Annotated in this window: 16 protein-coding genes and 1 pseudogene; 9 read left to right on the top strand and 8 right to left on the bottom strand. The window is 43.7% G+C overall.

Annotated elements, in window-relative coordinates:
* Positions 1 to 180 precede the first annotated feature (180 nt).
* Both H561_RS0105645 and H561_RS0105640 read right to left on the bottom strand, forming a co-directional pair.
* Positions 181 to 810, bottom strand: coding sequence for a response regulator (locus H561_RS0105645; protein WP_027386125.1), 630 nt, complete (start codon positions 808 to 810; stop codon positions 181 to 183).
* Positions 803 to 2,803 (bottom strand): tetratricopeptide repeat-containing sensor histidine kinase, encoded by a 2,001-nt coding sequence (locus tag H561_RS0105640; RefSeq protein ID WP_027386124.1) that lies wholly within the window; start codon positions 2,801 to 2,803, stop codon positions 803 to 805. Before H561_RS0105640 ends, H561_RS0105645 begins: the two co-directional genes overlap by 8 nt.
* Before the next feature lie 227 nt (positions 2,804 to 3,030).
* Between H561_RS0105640 and H561_RS0105635 the strand changes: the two genes are divergently transcribed.
* The 5 genes and pseudogenes from H561_RS0105635 (at position 3,031) to H561_RS24370 (ending at position 6,798) form a co-directional block, all read left to right on the top strand.
* Positions 3,031 to 3,648: a carboxypeptidase-like regulatory domain-containing protein gene (locus tag H561_RS0105635; protein ID WP_027386123.1), complete on the top strand. Its 618-nt coding sequence runs from the start codon at positions 3,031 to 3,033 to the stop codon at positions 3,646 to 3,648.
* Positions 3,649 to 4,027: 379 nt separating this feature from the next.
* Positions 4,028 to 5,239 carry a serine hydrolase domain-containing protein gene (locus H561_RS0105630; RefSeq protein WP_081411634.1) on the top strand — a complete coding sequence of 404 codons (1,212 nt, stop codon included), beginning with the start codon at positions 4,028 to 4,030 and terminating at the stop codon, positions 5,237 to 5,239.
* Positions 5,240 to 5,264: 25 nt separating this feature from the next.
* Positions 5,265 to 5,780, top strand: a pseudogene (gene bla / locus H561_RS22110) (subclass B1 metallo-beta-lactamase); the annotation flags it as partial.
* 327 nt (positions 5,781 to 6,107) lie between these two features.
* Entirely contained in the window at positions 6,108 to 6,686 is a 579-nt protein-coding gene (locus H561_RS0105620) for a CinA family protein (protein WP_027386121.1), read from the top strand.
* Positions 6,664 to 6,798, top strand: a complete 135-nt coding sequence (locus tag H561_RS24370) for a hypothetical protein (protein ID WP_262486234.1) — start codon at positions 6,664 to 6,666, stop codon at positions 6,796 to 6,798. Before H561_RS0105620 ends, H561_RS24370 begins: the two co-directional genes overlap by 23 nt.
* Positions 6,799 to 6,898: 100 nt before the next feature.
* Here H561_RS24370 and H561_RS0105610 read toward each other — a convergent pair whose 3' ends face one another.
* Together H561_RS0105610 and H561_RS0105605 are read right to left on the bottom strand one after the other, a co-directional pair.
* Positions 6,899 to 7,507, bottom strand: a complete 609-nt coding sequence (locus H561_RS0105610; protein WP_034761527.1) for a DNA-3-methyladenine glycosylase — start codon at positions 7,505 to 7,507, stop codon at positions 6,899 to 6,901.
* 58 nt (positions 7,508 to 7,565) lie between these two features.
* The gene (locus H561_RS0105605; RefSeq protein ID WP_051349314.1) at positions 7,566 to 8,162 is read right to left on the bottom strand and encodes a Crp/Fnr family transcriptional regulator; all 597 of its coding nucleotides are present in this window, start codon (positions 8,160 to 8,162) and stop codon (positions 7,566 to 7,568) included.
* Positions 8,163 to 8,454: 292 nt separating this feature from the next.
* Between H561_RS0105605 and H561_RS0105600 the strand changes: the two genes are divergently transcribed.
* Positions 8,455 to 9,297: a cyanophycinase gene (locus H561_RS0105600; RefSeq protein WP_027386118.1), complete on the top strand. Its 843-nt coding sequence runs from the start codon at positions 8,455 to 8,457 to the stop codon at positions 9,295 to 9,297.
* Positions 9,298 to 9,431: 134 nt separating this feature from the next.
* Here the strand turns inward: H561_RS0105600 and H561_RS0105595 are convergent, their stop codons facing one another.
* From H561_RS0105595 to H561_RS0105575, 4 genes are all read right to left on the bottom strand, one after another.
* On the bottom strand, positions 9,432 to 11,159 hold the full coding sequence (locus tag H561_RS0105595) for an FAD/NAD(P)-binding protein (RefSeq protein ID WP_027386117.1): 1,728 nt from the start codon (positions 11,157 to 11,159) through the stop codon (positions 9,432 to 9,434).
* A gap of 687 nt (positions 11,160 to 11,846) precedes the next feature.
* Positions 11,847 to 12,524 carry a hypothetical protein gene (locus tag H561_RS0105585; RefSeq protein ID WP_027386115.1) on the bottom strand — a complete coding sequence of 226 codons (678 nt, stop codon included), beginning with the start codon at positions 12,522 to 12,524 and terminating at the stop codon, positions 11,847 to 11,849.
* A 68-nt stretch (positions 12,525 to 12,592) separates the two neighbouring features.
* Complete coding sequence (locus H561_RS0105580) at positions 12,593 to 13,180, bottom strand: Crp/Fnr family transcriptional regulator (protein WP_162143022.1); 588 nt, start codon at positions 13,178 to 13,180, stop codon at positions 12,593 to 12,595.
* Between the two features lie 51 nt (positions 13,181 to 13,231).
* Positions 13,232 to 13,702 carry an Lrp/AsnC family transcriptional regulator gene (locus H561_RS0105575; protein WP_027386113.1) on the bottom strand — a complete coding sequence of 157 codons (471 nt, stop codon included), beginning with the start codon at positions 13,700 to 13,702 and terminating at the stop codon, positions 13,232 to 13,234.
* Positions 13,703 to 13,857: 155 nt separating this feature from the next.
* On the opposite strand from H561_RS0105575, the gene H561_RS0105570 reads away from it, so the two are divergent.
* The 3 genes from H561_RS0105570 (at position 13,858) to H561_RS0105555 (ending at position 16,721) form a co-directional block, all read left to right on the top strand.
* Positions 13,858 to 15,240 carry an MFS transporter gene (locus H561_RS0105570; RefSeq protein WP_027386112.1) on the top strand — a complete coding sequence of 461 codons (1,383 nt, stop codon included), beginning with the start codon at positions 13,858 to 13,860 and terminating at the stop codon, positions 15,238 to 15,240.
* A 94-nt stretch (positions 15,241 to 15,334) separates the two neighbouring features.
* Positions 15,335 to 16,081 carry a metallophosphoesterase gene (locus tag H561_RS0105560; protein WP_027386111.1) on the top strand — a complete coding sequence of 249 codons (747 nt, stop codon included), beginning with the start codon at positions 15,335 to 15,337 and terminating at the stop codon, positions 16,079 to 16,081.
* 91 nt (positions 16,082 to 16,172) lie between these two features.
* Entirely contained in the window at positions 16,173 to 16,721 is a 549-nt protein-coding gene (locus H561_RS0105555) for a DUF2652 domain-containing protein (protein WP_027386110.1), read from the top strand.
* The last annotated feature ends 48 nt before the right edge of the window (positions 16,722 to 16,769 follow it).

Here is a 16,769-nt window from a genome sequence, read left to right as displayed (position 1 = left end):
ACTTTTTATACTCTGAAGTATCCAACAGCGCCATGATGCAATCATGGCGCTGTTTTAAATACATGCCTCGTTTTTTATTACTATTGATCCGGTAAATTGAGTAAGCAATGCCGGTGATAGACCAGGTAGCTGGTTAGTCATAGGGAATGTAATTTGTGTTACTTGCAATTCCGGCTGTTGTTATAAAATTTTATACTGGCTGGCGGCCATCATCAGTTCTGCCACATTTTTCACTTCAAATTTCTGAAGGAGGTTTTTGCGGTGCGTGTCTACCGTAAGAGGACTCAGGAAAAGTTCCTGCCCGATCACCTGGCTGGTTTTTCCTTCAGCAAGCAGCGAGAGGATCTGGCGTTCCCTCCGGGTAAGCTTCGGAATGCTGTCTGAACCGTTTTTACAAGGCCGGCTTATGATTTCTACCACCTCGCGGCTGTAGCAGATATTCCCTTTTAAAGATTCGGCAATACAGTGTCTCAGTTCACTGAGCGCACTGTTTTTCAGAAGATAGCCGCTGGCTCCGTTCTGGATGGTCTGCAGAATAATGCTTCTTTCCGTATGGTTGCTCAGGATCAGGATGACGGTGTCCACAGACTGCTCTTTGATCATTTTACAGAGTTCCATGCCATTGATATCCGGCAGGGTAATGTCCAGCAGAATCAGGTCCACAGGATGGTTTTTTATATAGGATAACAGATCACGGCCATTATAAAATGTGTCTGCAATCTGTATATGGTCTTCATGGGAAAGAAGGTTTTTAAGCCCTTCGGTCACAATGGGATGATCATCCACAATAACGGTGCGTAATTTATTCATCGGTCATGGTATTAAGTTCAATATTAACGCTTGTCCCTTCACCGGGTGCGGACAGCAGTTCAAACTGCCCCTGCAGATAGGCGATTCGGTTTCTGAGGTTATCCAGCCCCATTCCTTTCTTTTCACCAGGCAGGGCAGGGTCAAAGCCGCACCCGTCATCTTCAAAAGTAATGAAAATGGTAGAGGCATTCTGGCTGCACTGCATCAGGATGCTTTTAGCCTGTGAATGCCGGATCGAATTGGAAATGAGTTCCTGGATGATACGGTAGATATTCAGCTGCACATTCATCGGAATGTCTTTTTGGAGGTTAAATGATTCACAGGAAATCTGAAGCCCTTCCCGCATATGGAATTCACAGAGATCCTTTAAAGCCGTTTCCAATCCGAATTTCATCAGCGTATCAGGAACCATATTCCTTGCAATACGCCTGAGTTCAGTGGCCGAAGCATCCAACTGGCCAACGGCCCTCCGGAAATCCTGATCATGCAGGACGTCAGGATGGGTATCTGCCCAGCCGGAGAGGTTGATCTTTACGCCTGCCAGCATTCCGCCCAGTCCGTCGTGCAGGTCACGCGCTACCCGTTCCCGTTCAAGCTCCTCGCCATCCAGCATGGCTTTCGCAACCTTCAGCTGTTGCTTCTGTTCCATTTCGGCCAGCTGCTGCCTGTAGTTGATTTCCTTTTGCCGGGCCAGTTTCCGGTTGCTCCGTGCATTAAGAAATGCGAAGCAGAGTACAACCAGGAGAAAAATGCACCCAAGGCTCATAAACCAGCTGTACAGGCGGTCATTTCTTGCATTCAAGGCAGTCTGCTTATTCTGTGACTGTAAAGCTGCAATTTTCTGCTGATTCTGTGCGGTTCTGTATTTGGTTTCGAGCTCACTGATTTTCAGCTGCGTCTGGTTGCTGTTGATACTGTCGCTTACCGAACGGTACCGGCTCAGCCATTCATAGGCTTCTTTATAATCCTTCAGCTGTTCGCTGGTTTTGGCCAGTTCACCGTAAATAACGGCCTTGTCATTGCTGTCAGTGGTCAGGGTTTTATCGCGGATGATGCTGAGCAACAGCTGACGCGCTTTATCATATGCTTTCTGACGGCCGTAGATCTCATACTGACGGAACAGGAACTGCTGGTAAAGCTGCTTCTGGTTAAACTTTCCGGAAAGTACAATACCTTTCTCCGCGCTTGCCAATGCCTTACCCAGCTGCCCGCTGGTAGTGTAATACAATGTTTCATTGTAGTAATACAGGGTATTGTTTAGCGATTCAGGAAAAGGTTTTAAAAGATTCTTTGCTTTCTGCAGGAGAACCAGTGCTTTTTCAGGCTCATTGCGGTAGCAGTAAATGCTGACCCCGCTCAAGTAGGCAAACAGCATGGTACTGGAGGTAGGGCCGGCTTTTTCCAGAAGATCAATGGCTTTCAGGTCATAGGCTGTGGCTTTGTCGAACCTCGCGTTATTCATCAGGATGGTAGAAAGCTGCGTATAATAATGGGCTTTCAGTACTGCGTTGTGCGCTTTTTCAGCATAGGGAATCGCTTTTTCCAGTGTAATCTTCGTAATGAAATCATAGCCTTCCTGGTCTTTATTCATCAGGGCATAATTAAACCAGGCGGCAGAAATTTTCTCGTAACTTTTCCGGTCTTTGAAGCGGGCCAGTGCCCCTATTGCTTTTTTGAAAGCTGCGGAAGCTTTTTTCCGGTTCCCGTTGTAATGGTACTGCCCTTCATAAAAATAAGACAGCGCTTTGTAATAAGGGTATTGGTCACCAAGTTTTTTTCCGGCGGCAAGGTATGATCCGCTTCGTACAGTATCTCTGAACTTCCAGTAATCCGTCAGTAAGAAGCTGGCACCGGCTTTCGAGCTGTCTGCCGCTTTTGATGCAAGAACATGCTGAAGACTGTCAACATAAGGCTTTTCATCAAGCGGTATCTGCTGCTGGGAGAAAAAGCACAGCGGGCACCATAATATGATCAATAATAAAAAATGTTTCATGGGTGATAACTGTTGATTCCACCATCTGAACAGCACAGAACGGCAGGATCAAATTCTCCGTAAATATCCGTAAAAATCTTCATGACCCATCATTTTGTCTGTGATCTCCCTGGAAACTACTGAAAAACCAGTAGAAAAAAAGACACAAAAACCGGTATTTCGTGCAGGAAAGACTTGCTATAGCTTTGTATACAGCAATCTGAGACATCAACATCAATATTATGCTTATGAAAAAATTATTTCCTGCAGTATGCCTGATTGTTGCTGCCTGTACGTCCATGGCAGCACAGTATAAAGAGCCGGAAAGGAAGGATAAGAAAGAAGTTTATTATCCGAAGATTACCTTTGATTCCCTTATGGCAAAAAAAATGCTGGCCAAAGGAACAGCTACCATAAAAGGGGTGGCTTTTACGAAAGCCAAGAACAATATGGGATTAAAAGCCGGCCAGCGTATTTATGCCAACCAGATCAAGGTGGTATTGCTGCCTGTGACTCCTTATTTTAATGAGTGGTTTGAACTGAGGAAAGAAAAGGAAAATCTGAGAAAAAGGCGGTATGTCTACCTTTCGAATGCTGCTTACCGCTACAGGCTGGAAGCGATTACCAACAGCAACGGCGAATTTACCTTTCCTGAAATGAAGCCGGGAAAATACTTTCTGCAGGGTTTCCTGGGCTATACCAAGTATGGCTATTACAATGAGTATACCGGAAGCGGATACAACAGTTATGGCGGACAGACCAATTATTACCAGCAAAAGCAGTATTCGGTAGACCATGAAGACCGCATCGAAGAATTTGTGGAAGTCAAAGAAAACGGAGAAGTCGTGAAAGTGAGACTTCACTAAAGTAAAGCTTATGTTTCGGCATAAGCAGAGGTATTTGAAATACAGGATAACCATCATGTTTATTTAAAAAAACACAATATTATTCATTATATTACTCCTGGAGGCCGGCATTCTACTATATAGATTTTTATTTTTTTGCTACCAAATCCGCCCGGTCTGTGAGAGAAAATATAAGTAACCATGAGTGGTTATCCGGTATATCATTGAAATCAGTAACGAAAATTCTTAGATTAAAGCGCCATGGCAGTATGAGAATGGGCTAAAATATGGTTTAGCCGCCTGCAGATCCGAAAATCTGATGGTTATATGCTTGAATTAAGCATCCATCATACAGGATACTCAAAATATTTTTATCTTTGTCATTAAACTTTTATACTCCATGAAAATATGGCTTTATCAGATAGCCGGTATCTTTATCCTACTGTTATCAGGCCGGGCATATGCACAGGCCGGTACCCCGGATATCAATGCATATCCCATTGACAGCATTATTCTGGGCAAAATGAAACAAAGCGGAATTGTAGGAATAGGAGCTGCTGTTATCATTGATAAAAAACCGGTATGGCAACATGGTTATGGCTTTGCTGACCGGGACCATAAAGTTTCGTTTACCACTTCAACGGTTATGAATATCGCTTCGGTCTCCAAAACCATTACCGGAGTCTGTATCATGAAAGCTGTGGAGCTCGGTAAACTTTCGCTGGATGCGGATATTAATACCTATCTGCCGTTTAGAATCGTCAATCCTTATTTTCCTGATGAAAAGATTACGTTACGGAACCTTGCCACCCACACGTCAGGCCTTGCCGACCGGTATCCTTTTTACACCGACAGCTTATATACCTATGGAAGAGATGCGAAGGAACCGTTAGGGGATTTCCTGAAAAATTACTTTGTCCCAGGGGGAAGGCATTATTCGAAAGAAAATTTCCTGAACCATAAACCCGGGACTTACCGCGATTATTCCAACATCGGGGCCGGACTGGCCGGATATATTGTAGAACAGCAGACCGGGATGAAACTGAATCGCTTTAGCCGCAAGTATATTTTCAAACCTCTGAAAATGAACAGTACCGGTTGGTTCCTTTCGGAAATCGATCTGAAAAATCATACAAAGCTGTATTCAAAAGAAGGGAAGGCCATCAGGCAGATTCCTCTTTATGGCTGCGTTACCTATCCTGACGGAGGTGTACGCACTTCTGTGGATGATCTTTCGAAATTCTTTATGTTCCTGCTCGGTGACGGCATACACAGCGGAAAGCAGGTGCTCAGCAAGAACAGCATTGACGCTATGCTGAGGTTCCAGTTTACGCCGGATCATACCCCTGAAAATGTAAATCCTGCCAAGCTGAACTCAGGCCTGTTCTGGGCAACAAAAATGGGCGGAAAACGCATAGGCCACAACGGTTCCGATCCCGGAGTAAGGACATTCATGCTTTCGGATCTGAATAAGGAAATTGCCGTCATCCTTTTTGCCAATACGTCGCTCAGTGAAAGTGAAGAGGATGTTTTTTTCAATCTTTATGAGGAATTATACAGGTTCGGACTGAAGATTAGGAATGGTACAGGTTCTGCATCCAAAAATCAATAAATAATATAATATCCTCAGTATTTATCAAAGTTCGGAGGCCTTGATCAGATGGATCACCGAAACCCTTCACTGCACCGTCACTGCCATTATTCCGACCCATTTTCACAATGACTGCCTTGGTGGCCTGAAAGCATTCCATGACCATCATATTCCTTCTTATGCTTATTTTAGAACGGTTGAACTTGCTAAAGAGAACAAATTCGTTGTGCCCGAAAACAGCTTCAGAGATTCCCTTACCCTGAACGTGGGGAAAGAAAAAGTAACGGCAAAATTTTTTGGGGAAGGGCATACCAAAGATAATGTAGTAGGCTATTTCCCGGCTGAAAATATGATGTTCGGAGGCTGCCTGATCAAAGAAAAAGGTGCCGGCAAAGGGTATTTGGGTGATTCCAATGTTGCTGCCTGGGCAGGTACGGTGGAAAAAATCAAAAAGCAGTACCCTGATGTAAAAGTTGTCATCCCGGGGCACGGGGATTATGGAAACAGGGAATTATTGGATTATACCATCCATTTGTTTCAGAATAAACAGGCTACAGATTAAGAATAGGGCTTTGTTATCCCTATACTTATCGATCCTGAAATATCGATCCTGTTAATCAGGTTTCTAAGACATTGTTGAATATATGCCGAAATTTTAGTCTTTTTTCCGATAGTTGATTGTTTTCTGTAGAATATGGTAGATCTTTGTGCTGTCATTCAAGTATTTGCTGGATAAATTTTTGCATTGGTCCTGACCAGCCATTTAATCGTCCTTCTATAATCCGGTTGACCCAAATCATAAAACTCCATTTTTAATTTCATTAAATTGGGTCATATTGAAACGGTATTTACTGTTTCAGCGGATTATAAAGTTAAAATAGCAAGACTCATGATTTTAAAACATTCAGATATCGGGATAAGTACTGATCCTACTTCCGTACGATCCCTCATTAATTTTATACTGGAACTGGAAAACCTGTTCGACTATATCGGCGGGTGCCTGCTGTCTTCCGGCGAAACCGTTTCGGTGGCCGAAAGTGTGACCTCCGGATTCCTGCAGTTTTCCTTTTCCCAGATGAAAGATGCTTCGCAGTTTTATAAAGGCGGCATGACGGCCTATACCCAGGAAGGGAAAGCAGACCTGCTTCGTGTGGATGATGAAGAAGCCACAGCGTGCAACTGCGTATCCGCCAATATCGCAGAAGTGATGGCCCTTAATGTTGCCGGACTGTTTAAGTCGGACTGGTCCATAGGAGTAACAGGATATGCCACTCCGGTAGAAGAGTCTAACGGGAAGCTGTATGCTTATTTTGCGATTGTTTACAAAGGCCGGATCATGCTTTCTGAAAAACTGGATCTGCACACCAGAACCAAAGCACCGAATGCCCAGCTGTATTACAGCGAATTTATTCTGGGATGCCTGAAACTGGAACTGGACAGGCAGTATGAAGAAAAGGTGGAAGCTTAATATTACATTCAAAACCTTCGGAGATAAAGAAGATAATCCTGATAAGCCACCTTTTGAGCGCAATGCTTCTGCCGAAGAAATCGCGACTGTTTTTCTGTTCCTCTCTACATAAGTTTCTATCCAAGTAACCGGACAGGTCCTCCATCCTAACGGTGGACTGATCATTAACGGTAACGGTTAAACATATATTGTAATTTTTATGGCAGGTGCTGTCAGTCTCGTTGAGGTTTACTGACGTACCTGTTGTTTTTCAGATAAAACCGTAAAGGTAAAAGGGCATGTCCCCCGGCATAAGCAACCCCGATCCGCGGGACCGCAGCAATGTCTTCCGGACTGTAGCTTATTCCTGCATCCTCTATCCAGATTTCATCGCCTGTCAGGTCTTTCCTGTTGAACGACAGATCAATTCCCAATGCTTTTGCCAAGGAAGCAGGGCCTGAAGTGATTGTTATTTTACTGACAGGCATATGCCTTCTGGATTCAATAATTTCATGACCGGCGAACGGCTTAACTGCCCTGACCAGTACACAGGAAGGCTCATCTTTACCGGAAGTAACGATATTAAAAAGATAGTGGATGCCATAGCAGAGGTAGACATAGGCAATCCCGCCCTGTCCGTACATGGGTTCCGTACGTAGCGTACGGCGGCCCCCGAAAGCATGGGAAGCCTGGTCTGCAATACCGAAATAAGCTTCGGTTTCCACAATGATACCTGCCGTTATCTCACCGTCCTTTTGCGTAAAAAGTATTTTTCCCAGAAAATCCCGGGCAAGGAATTCCACATCCGGGTTCTGATAATAAGACGCTTCCAGTTTTTTCATTGTTTTGATATTATGAGAACTGCTCATAAAGTATATAACAGGTTAACAGCGGTTCTTGTCAGACGTATATTTTCCGGTCGATAATTTTAAGGTAATTTTCCTGTTCCAGCTTTTTCACGGTCCTGACCACGGTTTCTACCCTGAGGCCTGTGATCGAAGCCAGCTGCTGCCGGGTAAAAGGCACTTCAAAAGAAAACCGTGCCGGATTCTGTGCAAAACTTTTATGGTATTCCAGGGCACCTTTGATCCTGACTTCCGGGCGCCGGGAAGTGTTGTTCCTCAGCATAATGAATTTGAAATAGAGCCTTTTCGACAAAAATCTGTTGATGTCCCTGGAAATACCGGGATGTTCGTCCAGCAACCGGGTGAAATTGCGGGCAGGAAGCTTTATGATTTCCGTAGGTGACATTACGACGGCATTCACCGGATAGGTCTTATCTATAAAAAGCATGAGTTCACAGACGCTTAACCCGGCATGAAGCACCGCCAGGATCAGTTCCTTGCCGTCAGCATCGTAGTGATTCAGTTTTATCCTGCCTTCCTTAATCTGATAATAATGCCGTGGTGTGTCGCCTTCATTGAAAATGACATCTGAAGGCTGTAACTGTTCGGTCTCTGCACCGTATGACTGCAAAAGTTCTTCTGAAATCAGCATAATGATATTGTTTATAAGGTTAGGCACCCTTGTTATAGATATATTTAAAAGTATGATTATTAACTACAATCTCTTATGATCTGCGTCATAAGAGAGAGCGGTTTTATAATTATATCAAATGATAATCTGCTTCGATAACTGAAGCCTAATATATGAAATCGTTTTTTGATACCACAAACGATAAAGATTGATTTGCCTCAACTTTATTCTTAAGTTTCTTTGTTATTTTTGATTAACAGAAAGTGGATAAGCACCTGCTGAACCGAATTAAGCATTACTAAATAAATAACAGATGAATCCAAAAGGTAAATTATTAATCATAGGAGGGAAAGAAGATAAAGATGACAGCAAGCTGGAAATGGATGGCAAGAACAGAGAATTCTCGTCTCTTGAGATTCTTAAGCTTCTGGCTTCCGATAAAAACCGGCGTATCGAAATCATTACAACAGCAAGCTCTGAACCGGAAAGCATGCGCGATACCTACCAAAAGACTTTTGCTGAGATCGGATATACCAATTTCGGGTTTATGCATCTTTCCGCAAAGCAGTCTGATAAAGATCTCGACAGGCTGCGAAATGCCGGAGCAGTTTTCTTTACCGGCGGCGACCAGAACAGAATCTGCCAGGAACTGAATAATACACCAGCCAATACGTTACTGATTGAAAAGTATCATCATGAAGAGGATTTTCTCATTGCAGGGACCAGTGCAGGAGCCATGTGCATGCCCGAAATTATAATTGATGAAGGAGAGAAAGGTGAAGCGATGCTGAAAGGCGATATACAGCTCGGACCCGGGCTTAACCTGTTGCCCGGCTGTATGGTAGATACCCATTTCATACACCGGGGAAGGTTCGGAAGACTGTCGCATGCGGTCATTATCCGGCAGGACTGCCTGGGGATCGGCCTTGGGGAAGATACTGCCCTTCTCATAGAAGACGGATACCGGGCTACCTGTAAAGGTTCAGGAATGGTGGTTATTATCGATCCGAAAAATATCAGCCGGACCAATATCGAAACCGTGAAAAAAGGCGATCCCGTATTTGCAGAAAACCTGGCGGTGCACTTGTATACCGATGGCTGCAGGTTTGATCTGAGGCAGGATGAAGAAGGTATGCCGGACGGCGGTTACCATTAAAAAAAGTACCCTGAGCTCACAGGGTACTTTTTTACAGTTTTCTGAAGGTATGTTTCTTATCTGAAACTTATTTAAACCATTTTGTTTTGAATTAATCTAATGCTTTTTTATCAGCAGGCAATCCGTTTTTCAGATTATCCCACATCTTTCACCTGTCTGGCATCGGCAAGTGTTTCGGCAATCCGTTTGGCTGCGGTATCGCAGAAATCAAGACCGGAATAATCAGGGTTAAGGCCTGCAATATACGGCACCGCCATAATGAACAGGTCCGGAATGGTTTTTCCATAATAGTCGAGTGCCTGGAAATGGTCGTTGATGTTCAGCCCCTTTACCCTCAGGTAATATTGGTCGGTATCCGTTTTCATAATATTTTTCCGGTCTGCTTCATAGGCCGCTTCCGCATTGCTGAGATCTTTGAACTTCAGATATCCCGAGCTGATCTGTCCGCTGTGCTTAAGCCCTTCAAAAGGCACATCATTAAACTCAACCGGCTGCTGACCTATCGCATCGATGTACAATGGATAATGTTCAGATTTTTTCAGGCCGTCACTGCCGGTATAGTGATAGATGGCACCCCGCTCCTGATGGGGCTCTGTACGGCTGTCCTCGTCCACGCTTACCAGACGGATCAGTCCGGCATCATACAGCGCAATGACTTCCCGGTAAGAGGATTGCGGCAGGGAAGCAATGATCACGGAGATCAATGGGAGAAGGCTCTTCCGTAACCTCAGCATATCTTCTGCAGAGAAATGTTTTGCAGGATAGTTAACCGCATAACTGAATGCCGATAATGTTTCTTTCCAGGCCACCGACTGATGCTTTCGGATGGATTGTTCCGCCTCTGCATATTCCGCCTTGAAAAGTTCAAAGCTATCCAGCTCATCCCGGATCTTGAGCATCTTATCCACAAAATCCTCAATGCTTAAATCCTTGATTTCCTCATAAAACTCAGGATTTTTCTTTTTAAGCGGCTGCTTGAAATGCAGGTCATACACATAATCCAGGTCAACAAATCCGCCGTGGGATTTTTTATATTCGTAAATATCTTCCAGTGACATGATCCATTCTTCCGAGTAGGCATCATCCTCGGAATGGAACCTGAGCGCCGGTAAAAAGCCCCGTAACGAGAACAGGCTGATGGAAAACTCCGGGCTGTCATCATTCAGTAAATATTTCAGGCCTTTCCCTTCAGGGATAAAAGTTCCGTTACTGCGGGCCAGGGTCTTTACAGCATCAATAGCCGTCAGCGAAGTTCCCCGGATCGCTACCGGATAATTGGTGACCTCACTGAATTTCGAAGGAGGGTAGGGCGAATCATACCAGCCGGGCTGTTTCTGTTCATGCGTTACCGGCCAGATATGCCCGGTGCAGATAACGGTAACAGAAACTGCGTAAGAGTGATGTTCCGTGACCACCGTAAAGGCTTGTTCATTTTCTTTCTTGATAATATCCAGCACAGGGGTTTCGGTATGAACCTGCACGTCAGTCCCGGATTTCCGGGCGAGCTGAATGTAATTTTTAAACTGGGCTTCCAGGTAATTTCCCAGCAACAGCCTCGGGATTACTTCATATTCATTGACGGTTCCGTTTTTCACAAATTCAGGGAAATCGCCACTGTTGTGCTTGCTGATATAAGTTGAAAAATCTTCATACAGCTCAGGCAGCTCATTCGCCGAAACATTGGCCACATGTTCATGGCCTGCACCGGATCTGCTGTACGGCATTCCGGCACCGATCCTGTCGCTTTTTTCAAATATATGGATGGTTTCAGGCCGGATGTCCTGACTCACCATATGCTTAAAGGCAAAAAGTGCAGCGGGACCTCCGCCTATAAGGGCAATGCTTTCATAGTTGTTCTCCATGTGATAAGAATATGTAGCTTCTGCTATTCAAAATACATTCCTTTTATGCGGGTAATCATAAAAATTTACAGGCTTATAATGTCAGATAACAGAAGGAACAGGATTGATTGTAGCGATTGATTCATAATTTATAGCAACGTTTAATCACGAGTAATCTTTCAATAAGAGTATTGAAGAAGAATATCTGCATCAGGAAAAATTTCAGGAAAGCATCAGCTAATATCTTTTACCTGGAAAACACTGAAACTAACCGATGATACATTGCAACTTCAGAAATAAAGCCGAAAATCACCGAACGAAACAGTATCGGGAAACGGATTATTCAGAAAGTTGAGGATTTTGTAGAGGTATTTATTAATGGCATAACATTGTGATTCAATAACAAAATGTCCAAATGTAATATTTTAATAATCCTTCATCAAAAAATAAAAGTTTTCATTCTGTCTGAAATCTGTTTTTTAGGATAGTCTGAAATAAGATTTTCTTTGGGTTTTGTTCGGGTCTTCTTCGGGTCTTGTTCGGAAAAAAGATGTTTTTTCCGAAGAGCTTCCGAAGCGTTCCCGAAGAAGACCCGAAGAAACGTACCTTATCACATGCTTTTTCGTAAAAACAGCAGGATAAACAGTAAAAGATAAGCCCATGCGATACAGGATGTTTAAAAGTATGTAAACATTACGGGATTCATCATTACAGACCTGCGGCTTTTTCAATCCGGAATAATTTCTTAATCATCAGTCGATAGATGGCGATGCAGCCCGGGATCATCGGCAGGATGGCCGTCCACATCCCTGGAAAATAATAACGTCCTGTGGTTCGGAAATAAAAATTAGGCATGTCCGGTATGGCGGTGCCGCTGATGTCAGCGGAGAGCGGGTGAGGGTCATGTGGGAGCAGGTCGGGCGAAATCAGAGGGAAAATGAAATGGGTGAATTCGGCGACACCGGGACCGATGAAAATAAACCAGGCCACAAATCCTGCCAAGGGAATTTTATAATAAAGGCCGAGCGAGGTAAGCGTGTAGATCACAGGACCGATGAGTGCAAATACCATCAGGAAACTTTTTTCACTCCAAGGGATGCCGAACAGGCGGCTCATGGCCGGGGCAAAACCCATCAGGTATTCTTCAACAATGTGGATCTGTAAACCGGCAACCGTGAGAATAAACAGCGGCAGGATGATTCCGGGTTCAACCGGTTTCCGCAGGTAAGTAAAATACCAGCAGATCAGCCCGGTAAGTGCGGAGCCCCCGACGATAATAACAGGCGCAAGACCGATGGATAAATAGCCTATCACCGGAGCAACAACAGTAAAAAGGCAGGCAGCCAGAAGGCTTATTCTCTGATGGATAGAAAGTGTGTTTTTCATAACGGTTGAATTTCCCCGAAAGGTACACCGCTTATTCAGCCCCGCATTTATCAAATGATAAAAAAAGGCTACTTCATGCCCCGGATCCTGCTCAGTGAGACCTGGGTAATTCCCAGATAAGAAGCCAGGTCTGCCAGGCTGATCCGCTGTAACAGTTTTCCGTGCTCCTGCAGGAATTTATGGTAAGCGACCTGCGCTTTTTCCTCCAGGGTACCGCCAATCCGGTCCATCATATTCACGGCAGCGGCAGACAGGAGTTTTCTGAAAAATGTTTCCAGAGAATGGTATTTTGAGCAGAGGCTTTCCAGATCGGCGTGATTCAGGTAGGTGACTTCAGTCGGTTCAAGGGCTTCGATGGAGTAAGCGGAGGGCTGTCGTGTTACAAAAGTATCAAGAACCGTAAACATATCGCCTTCAGCAAAAAAGCGCATGATAAATTCCCGGGTACCGGTATAAAAAAAGGTCTTGGCCAGGCCGCTGTCAATAAAATAAATCCGGCTGCAGACATTTCCCGATTCCAGCAGATAGTCACCTTTGGCAAAAGATTTTTGCCGGAGTACCGAAGCCAGTGCCTCTTCAGCTTCCTGTTCCAATGGACTGAGGGAAGTTACAAAATCAATAAAACTTTTTACTTCCTGGTTTTCATGTGCATCCATATTTTTAAATTGCATTAATTATCATATGATGGAATTGAATCTTAAAATGCTTTAAAGGATCTGTGCGCTTTCCTTAATACTGTTCATCACGAAAATACTTTTTGTCTGCCCGATCCCTTCAATCTCAGATAACGTATTCACGAAAAATTCATGGAAGGCGTCCATGTTGGGCGCTAAGATCTTAAGCATAAAATCGAAATCTCCGCTGATGTTGTACAGTTCAACCACTTCCTTAAGTCTGCTTACCTCTTCGATGAACCGCCCTGCCGTTTTCTTGTTGTGGGCATTCAGGGCAATCATACAGATCACCATCATCCCTTTATCAACTTTCCGGCGGTCTACTATAGCCGTATATTCTTTAATGATCCCGAGTTTTTCCATACGCCTGATGCGCTCATGGGTCGGGGTTGGGCTCAGGTTGATCCTGTTCGCAATATCCCGGATGCTCAGTTTCGCATCTTTCTGCAGGATTCTCAGAATCGAAAGGTCTTTTTCATCCGGCACATAATGTTCTGTTGCCATTTGTTCTTTTTTTAATAAATTAAATTATAATTCAAAGGATATATGTTCTTTTTATCCTTTATTAAATATGAATATGTTCCAAATTTACTATATAATTTTAATAAGTGTCCTGTTTATTTTAATTTTGCAGTATAATTGAATGATATAAGAACCCTATGGAAAGGAAAAACCTGATTTTAATATTGGCATCGGCAGGAACATTTGTAGAAGCGTTGGATATAGCCATCATTAACCTGACGATCCCTTCCATACAGGAACAGTTCGGTATCGGTGCGGAAACCGTGCAGTGGCTGCAGACCTTATATGTCCTGTTTTTCGGGGGATTCCTGATTATCGGCGGAAAACTTTCAGATCAGATCGGGCGCAAAACCATTTTCCTTTGGGGATCATTGATTTTCCTGCTGACCTCTTTAGGTGCCGGCCTTTCAACGGACTTTATCACACTTGCTTTTTTCAGAGCTTTACAGGGATTGGGAGCCGCATTTATTATGCCTTCGGCGATGTCTATTGTGGTCAATACCTTTAAAGGGGATCAGGAAAGAAACCGGGCCATCGGAATTTTCAGCTCATTCGCAGCCATTGGTTCGGGGAGCGGGCTTTCGCTGGGCGGGATCATCAGTACCTATCTGAGCTGGCACTGGGTTTTCCTGATTAATGTTCCCGTTTTGCTGGTTACGTTAATTTTTGCTTATCAATATCTTCCGAAAGATGAAAAAGGGGCATCTGAGAAAACCGATCTGGTATCAGGGATTGTATTGGTCCTGGGGTTGTTAAGCCTGACCTACGGAACCCATGAGCTCATTCATATTAAGGAGCATCCCGGTATGGTATTGGGATCGTTGGTTCTGGCGGTGGTTCTGCTGGTTTCCGTGGTTTACCGTTTGAAAACCGCCTCAAAGCCTTTGATTGATCTGCGCTTATTCCGGCATACTTCACTGGTGGTTTCCAACCTGAATTTTGTGATGCTTGGAGCATTTTTCATCGGATTTTTATTCCTGATCTCCTTGATGCTGCAGAAAGATATGCATTACAGTGCTGCTTCAGCAGGACTGATGCTGGTTCCGTTTAGCGTCATGTCTGCACTGGTCGCTAAATTTATACTGCCCCATGTTTCCGGAAGAATGGATTCTTCACAGATGGGTATTCTTGGCTGGGCCTTCATGACAGGCGGTGCATTGTCTTTGTTGATTTCCCTGTATTGCGGTCATCTTTTGCCGTTGGTTTTGCTGGGGGCTGCCTGCATTTCAGGGATCGGCATGACGTTCTGTTTTACGGCCCTATCCGTAATGACCGTTCAGGATGTGGAAGCTCCGGATTATGGGGTTGTTTCAAGCTTAGGCTCTACAAGCTATTTTTTAGGGGCCGGCATCGGGTTGTCTTTTATGACCTTAATGAGTCAGGTTTTTCCCTCGGAAGCAGCCGTCGGAAGCCTGAGCCTGATAATACTGATCAGCTATGCGATTATTGCTTTATCAATGCTGCTGTATTTTATCAGTAAGGCTGTAAAAATCAGACACGGAAAGAGAGCTGTTTCATAACATAATTACACCAGATTGATTTAAGAACTGAAATCTTTTGCCTCCTGTATGATGGAATTGTAAAAAGCAGTTAATTTGTGGTTTTAAAATCATCATGAAAATACAAATCATCAGCGATCTGCACCAGGAATTCGGATCTTCTGAACTGTCTTTTGAACAGGCAGATGTTGTCGTACTGGCCGGAGATGTGAACATCGGAACGAAGGGAGTTGAGTGGATTAAAACAAAAATTCCGGATAAGCCGGTGATCTATGTTCTCGGGAACCATGAATATTATAAAGGATCTTATCCTAAAACGTTACATAAAATCAAAGAAGCGGCAAAAGGTTCCGGTATTTTTGTGCTGGAGGATGACTTTGCAGATATTGACGGCATCCGTTTTCACGGAGCTACTTTATGGACGGATTTTTCAATTTTTGGCGATCCGAGGTATTACGGATCTGTCTGCCAGAATGGGATGAATGATTACAAAAAGATCAGGCGGGACCCTTCCTATTCCAAAATGAGATCGATTGACATTTTTAAAATCCATCAGGTGTCAAGGGCCTGGCTGCAGGAAAGCCTGGAAAAGTCAAAAGGCTTGCAGAATATTGTGGTCACGCATCATGCGCCTAGTATACAGTCCAGCCCGCCGCAGTTCAGGGAAGATCCGCTGACGTCTGCCTATGTTTCCGATCTTCAGGATTTTATATCGGAGCACCGGCCGCTGTACTGGATCCACGGACATATCCACACGCCGTGCCGCTACAGGGTAGGAGAGACTGAAATTATCTGCAATCCTCACGGCTATATCGTTGATCCGTATAACGGATATGAAAAAGAGCTGATGATTGAAATGTAATCCACAAGGTTAATTTTGAAAAATTTCATAAAGTAAAATAAAACCTGCATCGTCTATTACAGTGAGCAGATTTTTTATTTAAAAAACAATTATGAAAAACCCTAATTTACATGATGGTATTATACTGATTCCGGATTTCAGCGGATTTACAGAATTCGTTTTCAATACAAAACTTTATACAGGCGAATATATTGTAAGACAGCTGCTTTCCATTTTGATTGACGAGAACAATCATTACTTTAAAATCTCAGAAATTGAAGGTGATGCTATTCTATTTTACCGGTATGACCCGAAGCCGTCTTATGGAAAAATCTCAAAGATGCTCCGGAGTATGAAGAATGCATTTAGCAGAAAAGTTCAGGAGCTGGTTGAAGAATTAAGTATTCCGATCGACTTATCTTTAAAATTTATCGTTCATTACGGAAGGTTTTCACAATATACAATTGGCAGTTTCAAAAAACTCTACGGAAAAACAATTGTAGAAGCCCATCAAATGCTGAAAAACGGTTTTGCAGAGCATCCTTCCTATATTTTATACAGCAATTCTTTTTTGGAAAGCAGCAGAAACCACCTAATAAATGTAGATTATGTCCAGCAAAATCTCTCTGAGATTGGCATGATCCAGTATTTTGCGAATTAGACAAGTAGAAGCCAGAAACAATATGGTTTTTCACTGACGTTTTTGGAT

It is taken from the genome of Chryseobacterium gregarium DSM 19109 (assembly GCF_000430845.1).
Taxonomy (GTDB): Bacteria; Bacteroidota; Bacteroidia; order Flavobacteriales; family Weeksellaceae; genus Chryseobacterium; species Chryseobacterium gregarium.
This window is presented reverse-complemented; position numbering and strand designations above follow the sequence as displayed.